Raw genomic sequence first — 12,714 nt, forward strand, 5'->3', positions numbered from 1 at the left:
GCCATCCACGGCGAGGCGCCGCTTGTTCAAGAACCGGTCAGGTTGATTTCCATTCTGGCCGCAACAATCCCATAATTGCGGTATCCCACCGCTCGTTGCCCACTTTGACAGACGATCGCCTTACCCCCTCATGGGAAAACCCAATCTTGGTGTAGGTCCGAATAGCGGGGTCGTTCCAGCTATAAACGTTCAGTTCCGCCCTTTCGATTTCCGGGTAGGAGAAGGCTTTTTCCAAGACTGCTTTAAGCATGGGAACCGCGAGGCCTTGTCCTCGACTATTCGGTGCGATCATGACACGTGCGATCCGGGCGACACCATTTCTCCAATCAAGGGCTAGTTGGACATGACCTACAAGAGCTTGAGTGGCATCAGCAGCCATCCAGCATAAACGTTTGGGTGGTGTTGTTTTTCCCTCGATCAGCATCTGCTCAAGCTGATGGTCGGTGATCGGATAGGTCAGATCAGGCCCTCCCCATTGCACGAGATCGCGCTCACTTCTTAGCCAGCCCCCAAGAGCCGCAAAGTGCTTATTTTCGAGATCGATTAACGTCATGATCGCTGCTGTCATGCGTCATACTTACATGGTCCGACCTATAGCCCACAACTCTAATGCAATGACTGGTTCAGCGCGAAGCTGCTGCCTCCGTCAGAGCAGCAACTCTATTCCATCTTCGGTAGCTCGACGGTCTGAGGAGTGGCCACCACAGACGTAAACACGTCGCGTTGGGTGATTGCTACCGCTTAGATACGGTGGCTCTCATGAGCTTGCCGATATACGGGACGTCCTCTTGAACGGTTGCTGTTCGGAGGGTCGGCTTGCCTTCCTTATTCTCGGCGCTGACCGTGAGGGTGATGTGCGACCCCACAGCATGTGGTTTGATGAACAGTATTTTCTCGGAATCTAGCAGTATGGGGGAGTTGTTATCCGTCGTTAACTGCAACAATGCCATTCATCTGTCTCCGTACTAGTCTTGCTGTCGGTTTGGCAATGAATTCACGAAACAGATCGACGATTCTTCTACGGGCGAGGCGGTAAATATATTCGAAACAGATTTTCCTTGGTGTCGGAAAGCTAGAGATGTCTTTCCAAGAGGCACCCATCGGTCAAAATTTTGCCGAATTTGTTTCGGTGCAACAAAGCTAACGCAAATTTATGTCCAGGTGCCGCCGAGCCAGAAATGACGCAGGTCACCAACGAGGTGAGGCGGTGGAAGCTTATGGGAACGGGATCAGGTGTGCCGGCGTCCGCGCAATGGACTCTCTATTCCATCTCAGGAAGCTCGCCCGCTTGAAACAGGCCCCGCGGCGCAAGCCGCGGGCTTCTTGGAAGGGCCGCGCTCCTAGACAATGAAGAAATCAGCATTGGTCAGCGCAAGCCCGGCTGCAAGCTTGGCAAACTGCACGGTTCCGCCGGAGGCAGAACCGTTGCTGTCGTAGATCAGCGCACCCGTCGACGAGTTGTAGATCACACGGTCGCTCGCATCAACTGCCGCTGTTCCGATCCGGAAAGCCGCAGATGAAAGCCCACCGTTCGCGCCGACAGCCGTGAAGATGGAGTTGTCCAGCCAGATCGTGTCGGCCGCCACGTTGAAATCGACAATGGTGTCTTTGTTCGTGGAACTGCTGAGGGCCGTGTTGAACACGAAGGCATCCGAGCCGCCGCCACCTCTCATTGCGTCGTTACCGCTGCCGCCATAAAGCCTATCGTTACCGTTGCCGGCACTGATTGCGTCGTTGCCCGCTCCACCGCTCAAGGAGTTGTTGCCTGAATTCCCGAGCACGGTGTTGTTGAGGGTATTTCCGGCGGAGCTGATGTTTGCTGAGCCGATCAGAGTTACCTTCTCGACATTGGCGGTCATGGTCCAACTGATGGATGATTGAACCAGGTCGGCGCCGCCTCCCGCGGCCTCCGCTACGACGTCGCGGGCATTGTCGAGGACGTAGATATCGTTGCCGGTTCCACCCGACATCCTATCTGTCCCAGCCCTGCCGTCGAGAATGTTGTTGCCAGAATTCCCGACCAGCCTGTTGCTCAAGGCGTTTCCGGTTGCATTGATATTTCCTGAGCCGACCAACCGTAGATTTTCGAAATCACCATGAAAGGCGTCTGCACTAAGCGCAAACGAGATAGACGAGTAGACTTCGTCAATACCATTGCTATCTTCACCGCCGAGCTTTCCTTCAAAAACGCTATCGAGGATATTGTCGACATAGTACCTGTCGTTTCCGGTTCCGCCACTCATGCGGTCCGCCCCGGTGCCGCCGATCAATATGTCATTTCCAGCCCATCCTACCAAGCTGTCAGATCCTGCTCCGCCGAGTAAAGTATCGTTGCCGGGGTTAGGTGTGTTTTGCCAATCTCCAGCTATCTGATCGTCACCATCTCCTCCTTCGAGGCGGTCGCTACCGCCCGCGCCCGAAAGGAAATCGTCGCCCGCCCCGCCCCTGAGTATGTCGCTGTTGCTATCGGTGTCAGGTTGGCCAGGATTACCATTGCCATCGTAAATCCGGTCGCTACCAGCCCCGCCGTCGATTGTATCGCTTCCGCCGCGGCCATAGATGAAGTCATCATTCGCAGTGCCGGTGTAGATATCGTCGCCGTCGGTAAGAATGATATCGACCATTGGGGGCTCCTTCGCTCAGACAGGAACCGATGCAAATAGGCCCGCAGCCTCTGCGGTCAATATTTAACGTGCGAATATTCTTATATGGACACAGCCGCCAAACGACGAGGTAAGACGGTGGAAGCTCATGGGGATGGGGGCGCTTGGCGTTACCGGCCTCGCAGCGATGGCGCTAAGGTTGCGCCAAGTACGCCGCCCACGCGGCCATGATCTCGCGACGCTTCTCCAGTGCATTGCCACGTCGATACGCTCGTTCCATTGCGTTGCCGACGGTATGCGCCAAGCAGGTCTCTACATCAGCCTATTGAAATGACGTGGCATCGCCGCACCAATCACGAAAGCTCGACCTAAAGCCATGCGTTCTAAAGTCGCCACCGCCAGCGCGGCGTAGTGCCATTGCAAGCGCCATGGCCGAAAGAGTTTCCGCACGGGCGCCCGGGAAAACGTATTCGTCTGACCTGCCGCGCATGTGATCGACAATGGCCCAGGCCTGATTGCCGAGGGGAACGACGTGTTCGCGCTTTCCCTTCATCCGCAGGGTAGGGACACGCCACAAGCGTCCTTCTTCTTCGATTTCTGACCACTTTGCACCCGTGGTCTCTCCGGAACGCGCGGCGGTTAGAATTGTGAAGCCTAGAGCCTGCATAGAGGGCGAGGGGCGTGCGATGACCTTCCTGTAGAACGCCGGAACATCGGTGAAGGGCATTACGTCATGGCGGCCTCGCTGCAGCTTGGTACGCGGTGGAAGGAGGTTCGCCAGGTAGGATTGCGACACAACTAATTGATTTTCATAAAAACTATGATGTGCTCTGATATGTCTAGAAGTACCATTTGGTGAACTGGTATTGAAGACACCTCTTCCGCCATAACATTTTAATAATATTCAGCAATTTCTTTGACAAAGCGTGCCTGTCTTGGTGCGGTCTGGGATAATGCTGCAACTGCATTCCTGTCGCAGGCGATACATCCATCGTCGCCAGCGGTGGCTTTCGCGAGCCATACGCAGCCGCATTCCCCTTGCAGTCTCCTCTTGCCAGCGCTCACTCCTGCTGCTCTGCATTTGAACACGGTCGAGCAGGGAACTGACCCGTTTTGACCTGGCAAGGACATCCGAGTTTTATCGAATATCCGTCTTACCGGCGGTGACCTCGCCTCGCCCCTCAGAGGGGCGAGGCGAGGTCACCGAGGTTGGGGTCATCCGTCCGTATTTTGCGGTTGTCGATCGAACTCATTTGCGGTATTGATAATTCAATATTTCAAGGAATATTGAATTATGGACCAGCAGCAAGCCCTGATATCGTTCGGCGCGCTCTCGCAGGAGACCCGTCTCCAGATCATTCGCATGCTCGTCGTGGCCGGACCTCACGGGATGTCGGCCGGGACGATCGCCGAGAAGGTTGCGGTCTCGCCTTCGAATGTCTCGTTTCATCTCAAGGAGTTGGAACGCGCAGGTCTCATCAACCAGCAGCGGGAATCCCGCTCGATCATCTACTCGGCCAGTTACGACACTCTCGGCGGCCTCGTTCGTTTTCTGATGGAGGATTGCTGCGGCGGGCATCCTGAAATATGCGCGCCTGCCGCCGCCATGGCATGGTGCGTACCTTCAGACAACGAGAACCTGCAATGAATGGAAGGGGGGATACCGGTGCCTTGGAACTCGAACTGATGCGGGAGTTCGATCTTTCCCGGCGTATGGCCGCCGAAGGGGCCGGCACGGCCTTGCTTGTTGCCACGGTTGTCGGTTCCGGCATCATGGCATCGTTCCTGGCGCAGGATGCCGCGCTGGCGCTCCTTGGCAACACGTTGGCGACGGGTGCGATGCTGGTGGTGCTGATCACGGTTCTCGGCCCGATATCAGGCGCACACTTCAATCCCGCCGTATCGGTGGTATTCGCCCTGTCGCGTTCATTGCCCAGACGTGATCTCGCCGCATACGTCTTCGTTCAGATTATTGGCGGTATCTGCGGCACCGTTGCCGCTCACCTGATGTTCGATCAGTCGATACTCGAATGGTCGATGAAAGCCCGTACCGGAGGCGGTCAATGGCTCGCTGAAGGGATCGCTACCTTTGGGCTCGTCGCGACCATCGTTCTCGCTGGCCGCTTTGAGCGAAAGTCCGTACCGTGGCTGGTTGGCCTCTACATCACGGCTGCATATTGGTTTACGTCCTCGACGTCCTTCGCCAATCCGGCGGTTGCTCTCGCACGCTCGCTCAGCAACACCTTCGCCGGAATACGGCCTGCCGACCTTCCGGGATTCATCACGGCGGAATTCATCGGCGCGCTGTGCGCTTTCCTTGTCGTCAACTGGCTGCTTCGGCCGGCCCCAACCGTGGAGACAGCACCATGAACGTCACCATCTACCACAACCCCGACTGCGGCACGTCCCGCAACGCGTTGGCCATGATCCGCAATGCCGGCATCGAGCCAGAAGTCGTCGAGTACCTGAAGAGCCCACCGACCCGCTTGCAACTGGTGAAGATGATTGCCGCTGCCGGATTGACCATTCGCGAGGCGATCCGGGAAAAGGGCACACCCTATACGGAACTCGGCCTCGACAACGCCAACCTGACGGACGACCAGCTTCTGGATGCGATGCTGAAGGACCCGATCCTGATCAACCGGCCATTCGTCGTCACGCCCCTGGGGACGCGTCTTGCACGGCCTTCAGAGGTCGTCCTGGATATCCTGCCAGACGCGCACAAGGGGCCGTTTACCAAGGAGGACGGCGAGCAGGTCCTCGATGCGGAGGGCAAGCGTCTTGTCTGACTTTCCTTCGGCAGAACTGGCGCACATGCGCCAGCCGGAGATCAATTCTCTGCGTCCGGCATTTTCCACCCACAAACCACGTATTCTGATCCTCTATGGATCGTTGCGTGCAGTTTCCTACAGCCGACTGCTTGCACAGGAGGCAGCGCGGCTGCTGGAACATTTCGGCTGCGAAGTGCGCGTGTTCAATCCTGAAGGCTTGCCATTGCCGGACGCGGAGCCGGCCGGCCATCAGAAGGTGCAGGAACTGCGCGACCTTTCGCAGTGGTCGGAAGGCCAGGTCTGGGTGAGCCCGGAACGGCATGGGGCCATGACGGCCATCATGAAGGCGCAGATCGATTGGCTTCCCTTGTCGATCGGTTCGATCCGTCCGACGCAAGGCAAGACCCTTGCCGTCATGCAGGTGTCTGGCGGATCGCAGTCGTTCAATGCCATCAATCAACTGCGCATCCTCGGCCGCTGGATGCGCATGATTACGATCCCGAACCAGTCCTCCGTCGCCAAGGCCTTTCAGGAGTTCGACGCCGAGGGGCGAATGAAGCCTTCCTCCTACTACGATCGCGTGGTCGATGTCTGCGAGGAGTTGGTCAAATTCACGCTGCTTATCCGGGATGCTTCTGCTTATCTGACCGATCGCTACAGCGAGCGGAAAGAAGACGCCGCCAAGCTGGAGCAGCGTGTGAGCCTGAAATCTATATGAGCGAACGGGGCCGGTTCTCACCGGACATGGCCACGCAGTTCGCCTGATCGAGCGAAAGGGCTTCAGGGGCGATTGCTGCCCCTAGAGCACAAAGACCGACTTCACCCCGTCCACCACGAACTGCACCGCCAAGGCTGCCAGGATGACGCCGAGGAGGCGGGTGAGGATGGCGCGGCCGGTGTTGCCGAGGAAGCGGTCGATGCGTTCGGCGATGACCAGCGAGAGGAAGAGGATGGCGATGCAGAGCGCGATGACGCCGATGAGGGCGCTGCGTTCCAGCGCCGACGGGAAGGAGCCGGAGGTGAGGATCGTCGCGGAGATGGCGCCGGGGCCGGCAATCAGCGGCAGGGCGAGGGGGAAAACGGCGATGTTGTGGATGTGATCGCGGGTGATCGCCACTTCGCTGGTCTTTTCCTTCCGTTCGTTGCGGCGTTCGAAGATCATCTCGAAGGCGATCCAGAACAGCAGCAGGCCGCCGGCGATGCGGAAGGCGCCAATCGAGATGCCGAGAAGCGAGAGCACGCCGGCGCCCGTCAGGGCAAAAACGGCAAGGATGCAGAAGGCGATGATGCAACCGCGCAGCGCCACCTGCTTGCGTTGCGCGCGTGTCATGCCGACGGTCAGCCCGAGGAAAATCGGTGCGAGGCCGGGCGGGTCGATGGTCACGAGCAGGGTCGTGATCGCATTGACCAGAAGGTCGATGTTGAGCATTGCGGCGTTCCCCTCGCCATTGTGCGGCCGCTTTTGACGGCTTTATGTCCGCATTGTTAGGCGAGGGTGGTGTGCAAGGGAAGGGCAGTCGCAGACTTGCACCGACAATGTCACGAAAATGCGCAAATTGGCGGATTTTACTTGCAAAAGCCTGTTTAAAACCCTTTGCAAAATTGGCGTGACAGACGCCGGTAGGCTATAAATCAAGACTGATTCTGAACAACGATCGTGATCAAAATTGACAGAGCAATCGACACCCGGCGGCAAAAACCCACCCGGCATTGAGCCTATTTCCATCATCGAGGAAATGCAGCGGTCGTATCTCGATTACGCCATGAGCGTGATCGTGTCCCGCGCGCTGCCCGATGTGCGCGACGGCCTGAAGCCGGTGCACCGGCGCATCCTCTACTCGATGAGCGAGATGGGCGTCGACTGGAACAAGAAATATGTAAAGTCGGCCCGTGTGACCGGTGACGTGATGGGTAAATACCATCCGCACGGCGACAGCGCGATCTATGACGCGTTGGCCCGCATGGCGCAGGACTGGTCGCTCCGCCTGCCGCTGATCGACGGCCAGGGTAACTTCGGTTCCATCGACGGCGACCCGCCGGCAGCCCAGCGTTACACGGAATGCCGCCTGGAAAAGGCAGCGCATTCGCTGCTCGACGACCTCGACAAGGAAACCGTCAACTTCCGCGACAACTACGACGGCACGATGAGCGAGCCGGTCGTCGTTCCGGCGAAATTCCCGAACCTGCTGGTCAACGGGGCAGGCGGCATCGCCGTCGGCATGGCGACGAACATCCCGCCGCACAACCTGATCGAAGTCATCAACGGCTGTATCGCGCTGATCGACAATCCGGCAATCGAGCTGCTTGACCTGATGCAGCACATTCCGGGCCCGGACTTCCCGACCGGGGCGCTGATCCTCGGCCGCGCCGGCATCCGCCAGGCCTACGAGACCGGCCGCGGCTCCGTCGTGATGCGCGGCCGCGCCCATATCGAGCCGATGCGTGGCGACCGCGAGCAGATCATCGTCACGGAAGTTCCCTTCCAGGTGAACAAGGCGACGATGATCGAGAAGATGGCCGAACTTGTGCGCGACAAGCGCATCGAGGGCATCTCGGATCTTCGCGACGAATCCGACCGCCAGGGCTACCGCGTCGTCATCGAGCTGAAGCGCGATGCCAATGCGGATGTCATCCTGAACCAGCTCTACCGCTACACGCCGCTGCAGACTTCTTTCGGCTGCAACATGGTGGCGCTGAACGGCGGCAAGCCGGAGCAGATGACGCTGCTCGACATGTTGCGCGCCTTCGTGTCCTTCCGCGAGGAAGTCGTCAGCCGCCGCACCAAGTACCTGCTGCGCAAGGCGCGTGACCGCGCCCACGTCTTGGTGGGTCTCGCCATCGCCGTCGCCAATATCGACGAAGTGATCAGCCTTATCCGCCGCGCGCCCGATCCGCAGACGGCGCGCGAGCAGTTGATGGAGCGCCGCTGGCCGGCGAAGGACGTCGACGTGCTGATCAAGCTCATCGACGATCCGCGCCACCGCATCAACGAGGACCTCACCTACAATCTCTCCGAGGAACAGGCCCGTGCCATCCTCGAACTGCGCCTGGCCCGCCTTACGGCGCTCGGTCGCGATGAGATCGACGAGGAACTCAACAAGATCGGCGAGGAGATCAAGGACTACCTCGACATCCTCTCCTCGCGCCTGCGCATGATGAACATCGTCAAGGACGAGCTCATTTCCGTGCGCGACGAATTCGGCACGCCGCGCCGCTCCGTGATCGTCGAGGGCGGTCCGGACATGGACGACGAGGACCTGATCGCCCGCGAGGACATGGTGGTGACCGTGTCGCACGCCGGCTACGTCAAGCGCGTGCCGCTCGCGACCTACCGCGCGCAGCGCCGCGGCGGCAAGGGCCGCTCCGGCATGGCCATGAAAGACGAAGATTTCGCAACCCGCCTCTTCGTTGCCAACACGCATACGCCGGTCCTGTTCTTCTCCTCGCGTGGCATCGTCTACAAGGAGAAGGTCTGGCGCCTGCCGATCGGTACGCCGCAGTCGAAGGGCAAGGCGCTTATCAACATGCTGCCGATCGAGCCCGGCGAACGCATCACGACGATCATGCCGTTGCCCGAGGACGAAACGACGTGGGAAAACCTCGACGTCATGTTCTCGACGACCCGCGGCACGGTTCGCCGCAACAAGTTGTCGGATTTCGTCCAGGTCAACCGCAACGGCAAGATCGCGATGAAGCTCGAGGAAGAGGGCGACGAAATCCTCAACGTCGAAACCTGCACCGAGCAGGACGACGTCTTGATGACCACGGCGCTCGGCCAGTGCATTCGCTTCCCGGTCGACGACGTGCGTGTCTTTGCCGGGCGCAACTCGGTCGGCGTGCGCGGCATCTCGCTTGGTGCCGGCGACCGCATCATCTCGATGACGATCGTCAGCCATGTCAATGCCGAGCCATGGGAACGCGCCGCCTACCTGAAGCGCTCCGCCGCCGAACGCCGTGCCAGCGGTGTTGACGAGGAGGATATCGCGCTGGTCGGGGAAGACGTCGGTGAAATCGGCGACTTGTCCGAAGAGCGGTATCAGGAACTGAAGGCACGCGAACAATTCGTGCTGACGGTTTCGCAGAAGGGCTTTGGCAAGCGGTCGTCTTCCTACGACTTCCGTACATCGGGTCGTGGCGGCAAGGGTATCCGCGCCACCGATACCTCGAAGACCAACGAGATCGGCGAAGTCGTCGCGGCCTTCCCGGTCGAGGACAAGGACCAGCTCATGCTCGTCTCGGACGGCGGCCAGCTGATCCGCGTGCCGGTCGATGGCATCCGTATCGCCAGCCGCGCCACGAAGGGCGTGACGATCTTCTCGACCGCGAAGGACGAGAAGGTTGTGTCGGTCGAGCGCATCAGCGAGCCGGAAGGCGAGGACGATGTTGAGGAGATCGGCGTCGAGGGCGAGATCGAAGCAGGAGATGCAGCGCCGCCCGCCGAGGAGTAAGCGCTTCACGCCACTGTAGACATGAAAAAGCCGGACGGGCAGGGAACGACCGTCCGGCTTTTTGTATATGCGGGCAGCCTGGAGGAAAGGCCACCCGCTCTAACGGCGACAAGGGGGCGCTTTAAACGCCGAAGCCGCCTGCTTCTGTTTTCAGCTTCACCACCTTCAGGGCGGCGCGGTCACGTTTCAGTTCGAGAATCGTGCGCGCGAAGTCGAAGGTGAAGACGGTGCTGATAAAGACTGTGAAAAGAATGGTAAGTGCGGCCATCATGCGTCTCCACTCAGCGCAGCCACTTGCCGCGGCCGGCGGCCTTCGGCGTGATGGGGCGATCCTCTTGCCGCAGGGCATGGATCGTCGCAGCGCTGAGCGCGATGAACATCGTCATGCAAAGAAGTGCCAGTGCCATTTTCGTGTTCCTTCCAGCCAGAGGAAACGCAATACTTGGTTCGTTGTGTTCGGACGGTACAATGCGCGACTGCGACCTTTGTTCCCGACCTCCATGCTTGTTAATTAGACATGGTGCGACTGAAACGGACTTGAACGGCCTGTTCACCTAGAGTTCATCTTCGCGACCGGGGACAGTTGCCGGTAGAGCCGTGCGGAGCCTTGCGATTTGGAGCCGTCCATGACAAAAGGCGGCAAACGGGACCCTGCCGATGACAGTTGCCTTCTATCCTGGCTCTTTCGATCCGATCACCAACGGCCATATCGATGTTCTCGTGCAGGCGCTGAACGTGGCGCCCAGGGTCATCGTCGCGATCGGCATCCATCCCGGCAAGACCCCGATGTTTTCCTTCGAGGAACGCGCCGACCTTATCCGTCAATCCATCGCCGAAGTGCTGCCGGAGCGGGCAGGAGATGTCAGCGTCGTTTCGTTCGCCAATTTGGTTGTCGATGCGGCGCGCAGCCACAGTGCCCGCCTGCTCATCCGCGGACTTCGCGACGGCACGGATCTTGACTACGAAATGCAGATGGCCGGCATGAATCGCCAGATGGCGCCCGACGTGCAGACCGTCTTTCTACCGGCCGGCGTTGCCTCGCGGCCCATTACCGCCACATTGGTCCGCCAGATCGCGGCCATGGGCGGCGATGTCAGCGCCTTCGTTCCGGCGCCCGTCTTTGCGGCTTTGAATGCCCGCAAGAAGAGCTGAGCATAATCATCCTGAACCCCTCAAGGGAGCTATCATGAACATCCTTCGTCTCGCTTTTGCCGGAGCCCTGTTCCTCGCCACGACCACAGGCGCGGTCGTTGCACAGGCCGCCGATTTCCTCACGATCCAGCTGAAGGACGGCCCGGTCGTCATCGAACTCGATTCCAAGTCCGCGCCGAAGCACGTCGAGCGCATGAAGGCACTCGCCGCTGCCGGCGAATACGACAACGTCGCCTTCCACCGCGTCATCGAAGGCTTCATGGCCCAGACCGGCGACGTGCAGTATGGCGACCTGGCGGACGGCTACCAGGCGCAGGCGGCCGGTACGGGCGGCTCCAGCCAGCCGGACCTTCCGGCCGAATTCTCCGAAGTGCCCTTCCAGCGCGGCACGGTCGGCATGGCGCGGTCGCAGGACCCGAATTCCGCCAACTCGCAGTTCTTCATCATGTTCGCGCCCGGCGACTTCCTGAACGGCCAGTACACGGTCGTCGGCAAGGTCGTGTCCGGCATGGAGAACGTCGACAAGATCAAGCGCGGCGATGACGCCAACAACGGTTCCGTCACCGACCCTGACCGCATGGTCAAGGTCACCGTCGGCAAGTAAGCCAACTTTTTGGCTCGCTGCCGGTTGTAACCGCAAAACCGTGCCACACCTTTTGCGCAACAGACTTTTGAAGGAGAAAGACCATGGCCGAGATCAAGGATCCGGAAAACACCATCATCATGGAGACGACGAAGGGCAAGGTTGTCATCCAGCTGCTTCCGGATCTCGCACCGGGCCACGTAGCGCGTATCAAGGAACTGACACGCGAAGGCGCCTATGACGGCGTCGTCTTTCACCGCGTGATCGAAGACTTCATGGCGCAGACCGGCGACGTGCAGTACGGCAAGACCGGCGGCAAGGACTTCAACCCGGCCCGCGCCGGCATGGGCGGTTCGGAAAAGCCGGACCTGAAGGCCGAATTCTCCAACATGAGCCACGTGCGCGGCACGTGCTCGATGGCCCGCAGCCAAATGCCGAACTCCGCCAACTCGCAGTTCTTCATCTGCTTCACGGATAGCCCCTGGCTCAACAAGCAGTACTCCGTCTGGGGCCAGGTCATCGAAGGCATGGACAATATCGACAAGATCAAGCGCGGCGAGCCGGTGCGTGATCCCGATACCATCGTTTCGATGAAGGTTGCCGCCGACGCGGCTGCCTGATAGAGAAACGTTCGATTTCGACCGCGCTCGCCACGGCGGGCGCGGTTTTTCTTTGTGCGCTTTTCAAGAGACAAGTCGATATGGCTGCTTTCCTCTGGGCGCTGCTCGGCGTTGCGGCCGGCGCGTGCATCGCAATCCAGGCTCCCATCAATGCCATGCTCGGCCGCGGGCTAGGCATGCCGGTGGCTGCCGCTTGCGTGTCGTTTCTTTCAGGCGCCATCATCCTCGCCGTCGTCGTGCTGGCGACCGCCTCGTTTGAGGGCCGGGGACCGGATTGGCGAGGCCCGGCTTCCTGGCTCTATTTCGCCGGGGGCGCACTCGGCACGGTCTATGTCACCACGGCTATCTTCCTGACACCGCGTATCGGTGCTGCCGCCGTCATGGCTTTCGCCGTCACAGGCCAGCTCCTCGCCGGTATTCTGCTGGATTGCATCGGTTTCCTCGGCATGGCCGTGCGAGAAGTTTCCGTCGGCCGCATCGTCGGCGCCATGCTGCTCGTCGTCGGCGCGCTGATGATCCGCTTCTACTGAGGTTTTC

17 protein-coding genes are annotated in these 12,714 nt (G+C 59.7%); 10 read left to right on the forward strand and 7 right to left on the reverse strand.

Annotated features, from left to right (window positions below):
- Positions 1–37: 37 nt before the first annotated feature.
- From BSY16_RS05760 to BSY16_RS05770, 3 genes are all read right to left on the reverse strand, one after another.
- A complete protein-coding gene (locus BSY16_RS05760) occupies positions 38–568 on the reverse strand; it encodes a GNAT family N-acetyltransferase (protein WP_286157185.1) in 531 nt (176 codons plus the stop codon).
- 166 nt (positions 569–734) lie between these two features.
- Positions 735–950, reverse strand: coding sequence for a hypothetical protein (locus BSY16_RS05765; protein WP_069058774.1), 216 nt, complete (start codon positions 948–950; stop codon positions 735–737).
- A 390-nt stretch (positions 951–1,340) separates the two neighbouring features.
- Positions 1,341–2,624 carry a calcium-binding protein gene (locus tag BSY16_RS05770; RefSeq protein ID WP_171902386.1) on the reverse strand — a complete coding sequence of 428 codons (1,284 nt, stop codon included), beginning with the start codon at positions 2,622–2,624 and terminating at the stop codon, positions 1,341–1,343.
- Between the two features lie 82 nt (positions 2,625–2,706).
- On the opposite strand from BSY16_RS05770, the gene BSY16_RS33060 reads away from it, so the two are divergent.
- On the forward strand, positions 2,707–2,937 hold the full coding sequence (locus BSY16_RS33060; RefSeq protein ID WP_353652376.1) for a DUF1515 family protein: 231 nt from the start codon (positions 2,707–2,709) through the stop codon (positions 2,935–2,937).
- On the opposite strand, the gene BSY16_RS33065 is transcribed toward BSY16_RS33060, so the two are convergent.
- The gene (locus tag BSY16_RS33065) at positions 2,926–3,330 is read right to left on the reverse strand and encodes a tyrosine-type recombinase/integrase (protein ID WP_150129883.1); all 405 of its coding nucleotides are present in this window, start codon (positions 3,328–3,330) and stop codon (positions 2,926–2,928) included. The two genes, BSY16_RS33060 and BSY16_RS33065, sit on opposite strands and share 12 nt — an antisense overlap.
- A gap of 567 nt (positions 3,331–3,897) precedes the next feature.
- Between BSY16_RS33065 and BSY16_RS05785 the strand changes: the two genes are divergently transcribed.
- From BSY16_RS05785 to arsH, 4 genes are read left to right on the forward strand one after another with little or no spacing between them, the layout of a single operon-like run.
- Positions 3,898–4,251, forward strand: a complete 354-nt coding sequence (locus BSY16_RS05785) for an ArsR/SmtB family transcription factor (RefSeq protein ID WP_069058778.1) — start codon at positions 3,898–3,900, stop codon at positions 4,249–4,251.
- 38 nt (positions 4,252–4,289) lie between these two features.
- Positions 4,290–4,973 (forward strand): aquaporin, encoded by a 684-nt coding sequence (locus tag BSY16_RS05790; RefSeq protein WP_069061399.1) that lies wholly within the window; start codon positions 4,290–4,292, stop codon positions 4,971–4,973.
- The gene (arsC, locus tag BSY16_RS05795) at positions 4,970–5,392 is read left to right on the forward strand and encodes an arsenate reductase (glutaredoxin) (protein ID WP_069058779.1); all 423 of its coding nucleotides are present in this window, start codon (positions 4,970–4,972) and stop codon (positions 5,390–5,392) included. Before BSY16_RS05790 ends, arsC begins: the two co-directional genes overlap by 4 nt.
- Positions 5,367–6,092: an arsenical resistance protein ArsH gene (gene arsH / locus BSY16_RS05800; protein ID WP_069058780.1), complete on the forward strand. Its 726-nt coding sequence runs from the start codon at positions 5,367–5,369 to the stop codon at positions 6,090–6,092. The genes arsC and arsH overlap by 26 nt, the downstream gene beginning before the upstream one ends.
- A gap of 81 nt (positions 6,093–6,173) precedes the next feature.
- On the opposite strand, the gene BSY16_RS05805 is transcribed toward arsH, so the two are convergent.
- Positions 6,174–6,803: a MarC family protein gene (locus tag BSY16_RS05805; protein ID WP_069058781.1), complete on the reverse strand. Its 630-nt coding sequence runs from the start codon at positions 6,801–6,803 to the stop codon at positions 6,174–6,176.
- A gap of 238 nt (positions 6,804–7,041) precedes the next feature.
- Between BSY16_RS05805 and gyrA the strand changes: the two genes are divergently transcribed.
- A complete protein-coding gene (gene gyrA / locus BSY16_RS05810) occupies positions 7,042–9,822 on the forward strand; it encodes a DNA gyrase subunit A (RefSeq protein WP_069058782.1) in 2,781 nt (926 codons plus the stop codon).
- Between the two features lie 121 nt (positions 9,823–9,943).
- Here gyrA and BSY16_RS32285 read toward each other — a convergent pair whose 3' ends face one another.
- Both BSY16_RS32285 and BSY16_RS32690 read right to left on the reverse strand, forming a co-directional pair.
- The gene (locus BSY16_RS32285) at positions 9,944–10,090 is read right to left on the reverse strand and encodes a hypothetical protein (RefSeq protein ID WP_171902387.1); all 147 of its coding nucleotides are present in this window, start codon (positions 10,088–10,090) and stop codon (positions 9,944–9,946) included.
- A 13-nt stretch (positions 10,091–10,103) separates the two neighbouring features.
- The gene (locus tag BSY16_RS32690; protein ID WP_286157186.1) at positions 10,104–10,229 is read right to left on the reverse strand and encodes a hypothetical protein; all 126 of its coding nucleotides are present in this window, start codon (positions 10,227–10,229) and stop codon (positions 10,104–10,106) included.
- 250 nt (positions 10,230–10,479) lie between these two features.
- Between BSY16_RS32690 and coaD the strand changes: the two genes are divergently transcribed.
- The 4 genes from coaD to BSY16_RS05830 all read left to right on the forward strand — a co-directional run bounded on the left by coaD (position 10,480) and on the right by BSY16_RS05830 (position 12,707).
- On the forward strand, positions 10,480–10,974 hold the full coding sequence (gene coaD / locus BSY16_RS05815) for a pantetheine-phosphate adenylyltransferase (protein ID WP_069058783.1): 495 nt from the start codon (positions 10,480–10,482) through the stop codon (positions 10,972–10,974).
- 34 nt (positions 10,975–11,008) lie between these two features.
- A complete protein-coding gene (locus BSY16_RS05820) occupies positions 11,009–11,578 on the forward strand; it encodes a peptidylprolyl isomerase (protein ID WP_069058784.1) in 570 nt (189 codons plus the stop codon).
- Positions 11,579–11,661: 83 nt separating this feature from the next.
- Positions 11,662–12,177 carry a peptidylprolyl isomerase gene (locus BSY16_RS05825; RefSeq protein WP_069058785.1) on the forward strand — a complete coding sequence of 172 codons (516 nt, stop codon included), beginning with the start codon at positions 11,662–11,664 and terminating at the stop codon, positions 12,175–12,177.
- 80 nt (positions 12,178–12,257) lie between these two features.
- Positions 12,258–12,707 (forward strand): DMT family transporter, encoded by a 450-nt coding sequence (locus BSY16_RS05830; protein WP_069058786.1) that lies wholly within the window; start codon positions 12,258–12,260, stop codon positions 12,705–12,707.
- Positions 12,708–12,714 lie beyond the last annotated feature (7 nt).

The organism is Sinorhizobium sp. RAC02 (assembly GCF_001713395.1).
Classification (GTDB): domain Bacteria; phylum Pseudomonadota; class Alphaproteobacteria; order Rhizobiales; family Rhizobiaceae; genus Shinella.

What these genes read in the sequence shown, in the direction of transcription:
- BSY16_RS05760 (WP_286157185.1), bottom strand. Translation starts at nt 568, where the DNA reads ATGACAGCAGCGATCATGACGTTAATCGATCTCGAAAATAAGCACTTT.
- BSY16_RS05765 (WP_069058774.1), bottom strand. Translation starts at nt 950, where the DNA reads ATGGCATTGTTGCAGTTAACGACGGATAACAACTCCCCCATACTGCTA.
- BSY16_RS05770 (WP_171902386.1), bottom strand. Translation starts at nt 2,624, where the DNA reads ATGGTCGATATCATTCTTACCGACGGCGACGATATCTACACCGGCACT.
- BSY16_RS33065 (WP_150129883.1), bottom strand. Translation starts at nt 3,330, where the DNA reads ATGCCCTTCACCGATGTTCCGGCGTTCTACAGGAAGGTCATCGCACGC.
- BSY16_RS05785 (WP_069058778.1), top strand. Translation starts at nt 3,898, where the DNA reads ATGGACCAGCAGCAAGCCCTGATATCGTTCGGCGCGCTCTCGCAGGAG.
- BSY16_RS05790 (WP_069061399.1), top strand. Translation starts at nt 4,290, where the DNA reads ATGCGGGAGTTCGATCTTTCCCGGCGTATGGCCGCCGAAGGGGCCGGC.
- arsC (WP_069058779.1), top strand. Translation starts at nt 4,970, where the DNA reads ATGAACGTCACCATCTACCACAACCCCGACTGCGGCACGTCCCGCAAC.
- arsH (WP_069058780.1), top strand. Translation starts at nt 5,367, where the DNA reads ATGCGGAGGGCAAGCGTCTTGTCTGACTTTCCTTCGGCAGAACTGGCG.
- BSY16_RS05805 (WP_069058781.1), bottom strand. Translation starts at nt 6,803, where the DNA reads ATGCTCAACATCGACCTTCTGGTCAATGCGATCACGACCCTGCTCGTG.
- BSY16_RS32285 (WP_171902387.1), bottom strand. Translation starts at nt 10,090, where the DNA reads ATGGCCGCACTTACCATTCTTTTCACAGTCTTTATCAGCACCGTCTTC.
- BSY16_RS32690 (WP_286157186.1), bottom strand. Translation starts at nt 10,229, where the DNA reads ATGGCACTGGCACTTCTTTGCATGACGATGTTCATCGCGCTCAGCGCT.
- coaD (WP_069058783.1), top strand. Translation starts at nt 10,480, where the DNA reads ATGACAGTTGCCTTCTATCCTGGCTCTTTCGATCCGATCACCAACGGC.
- BSY16_RS05820 (WP_069058784.1), top strand. Translation starts at nt 11,009, where the DNA reads ATGAACATCCTTCGTCTCGCTTTTGCCGGAGCCCTGTTCCTCGCCACG.
- BSY16_RS05825 (WP_069058785.1), top strand. Translation starts at nt 11,662, where the DNA reads ATGGCCGAGATCAAGGATCCGGAAAACACCATCATCATGGAGACGACG.
- BSY16_RS05830 (WP_069058786.1), top strand. Translation starts at nt 12,258, where the DNA reads ATGGCTGCTTTCCTCTGGGCGCTGCTCGGCGTTGCGGCCGGCGCGTGC.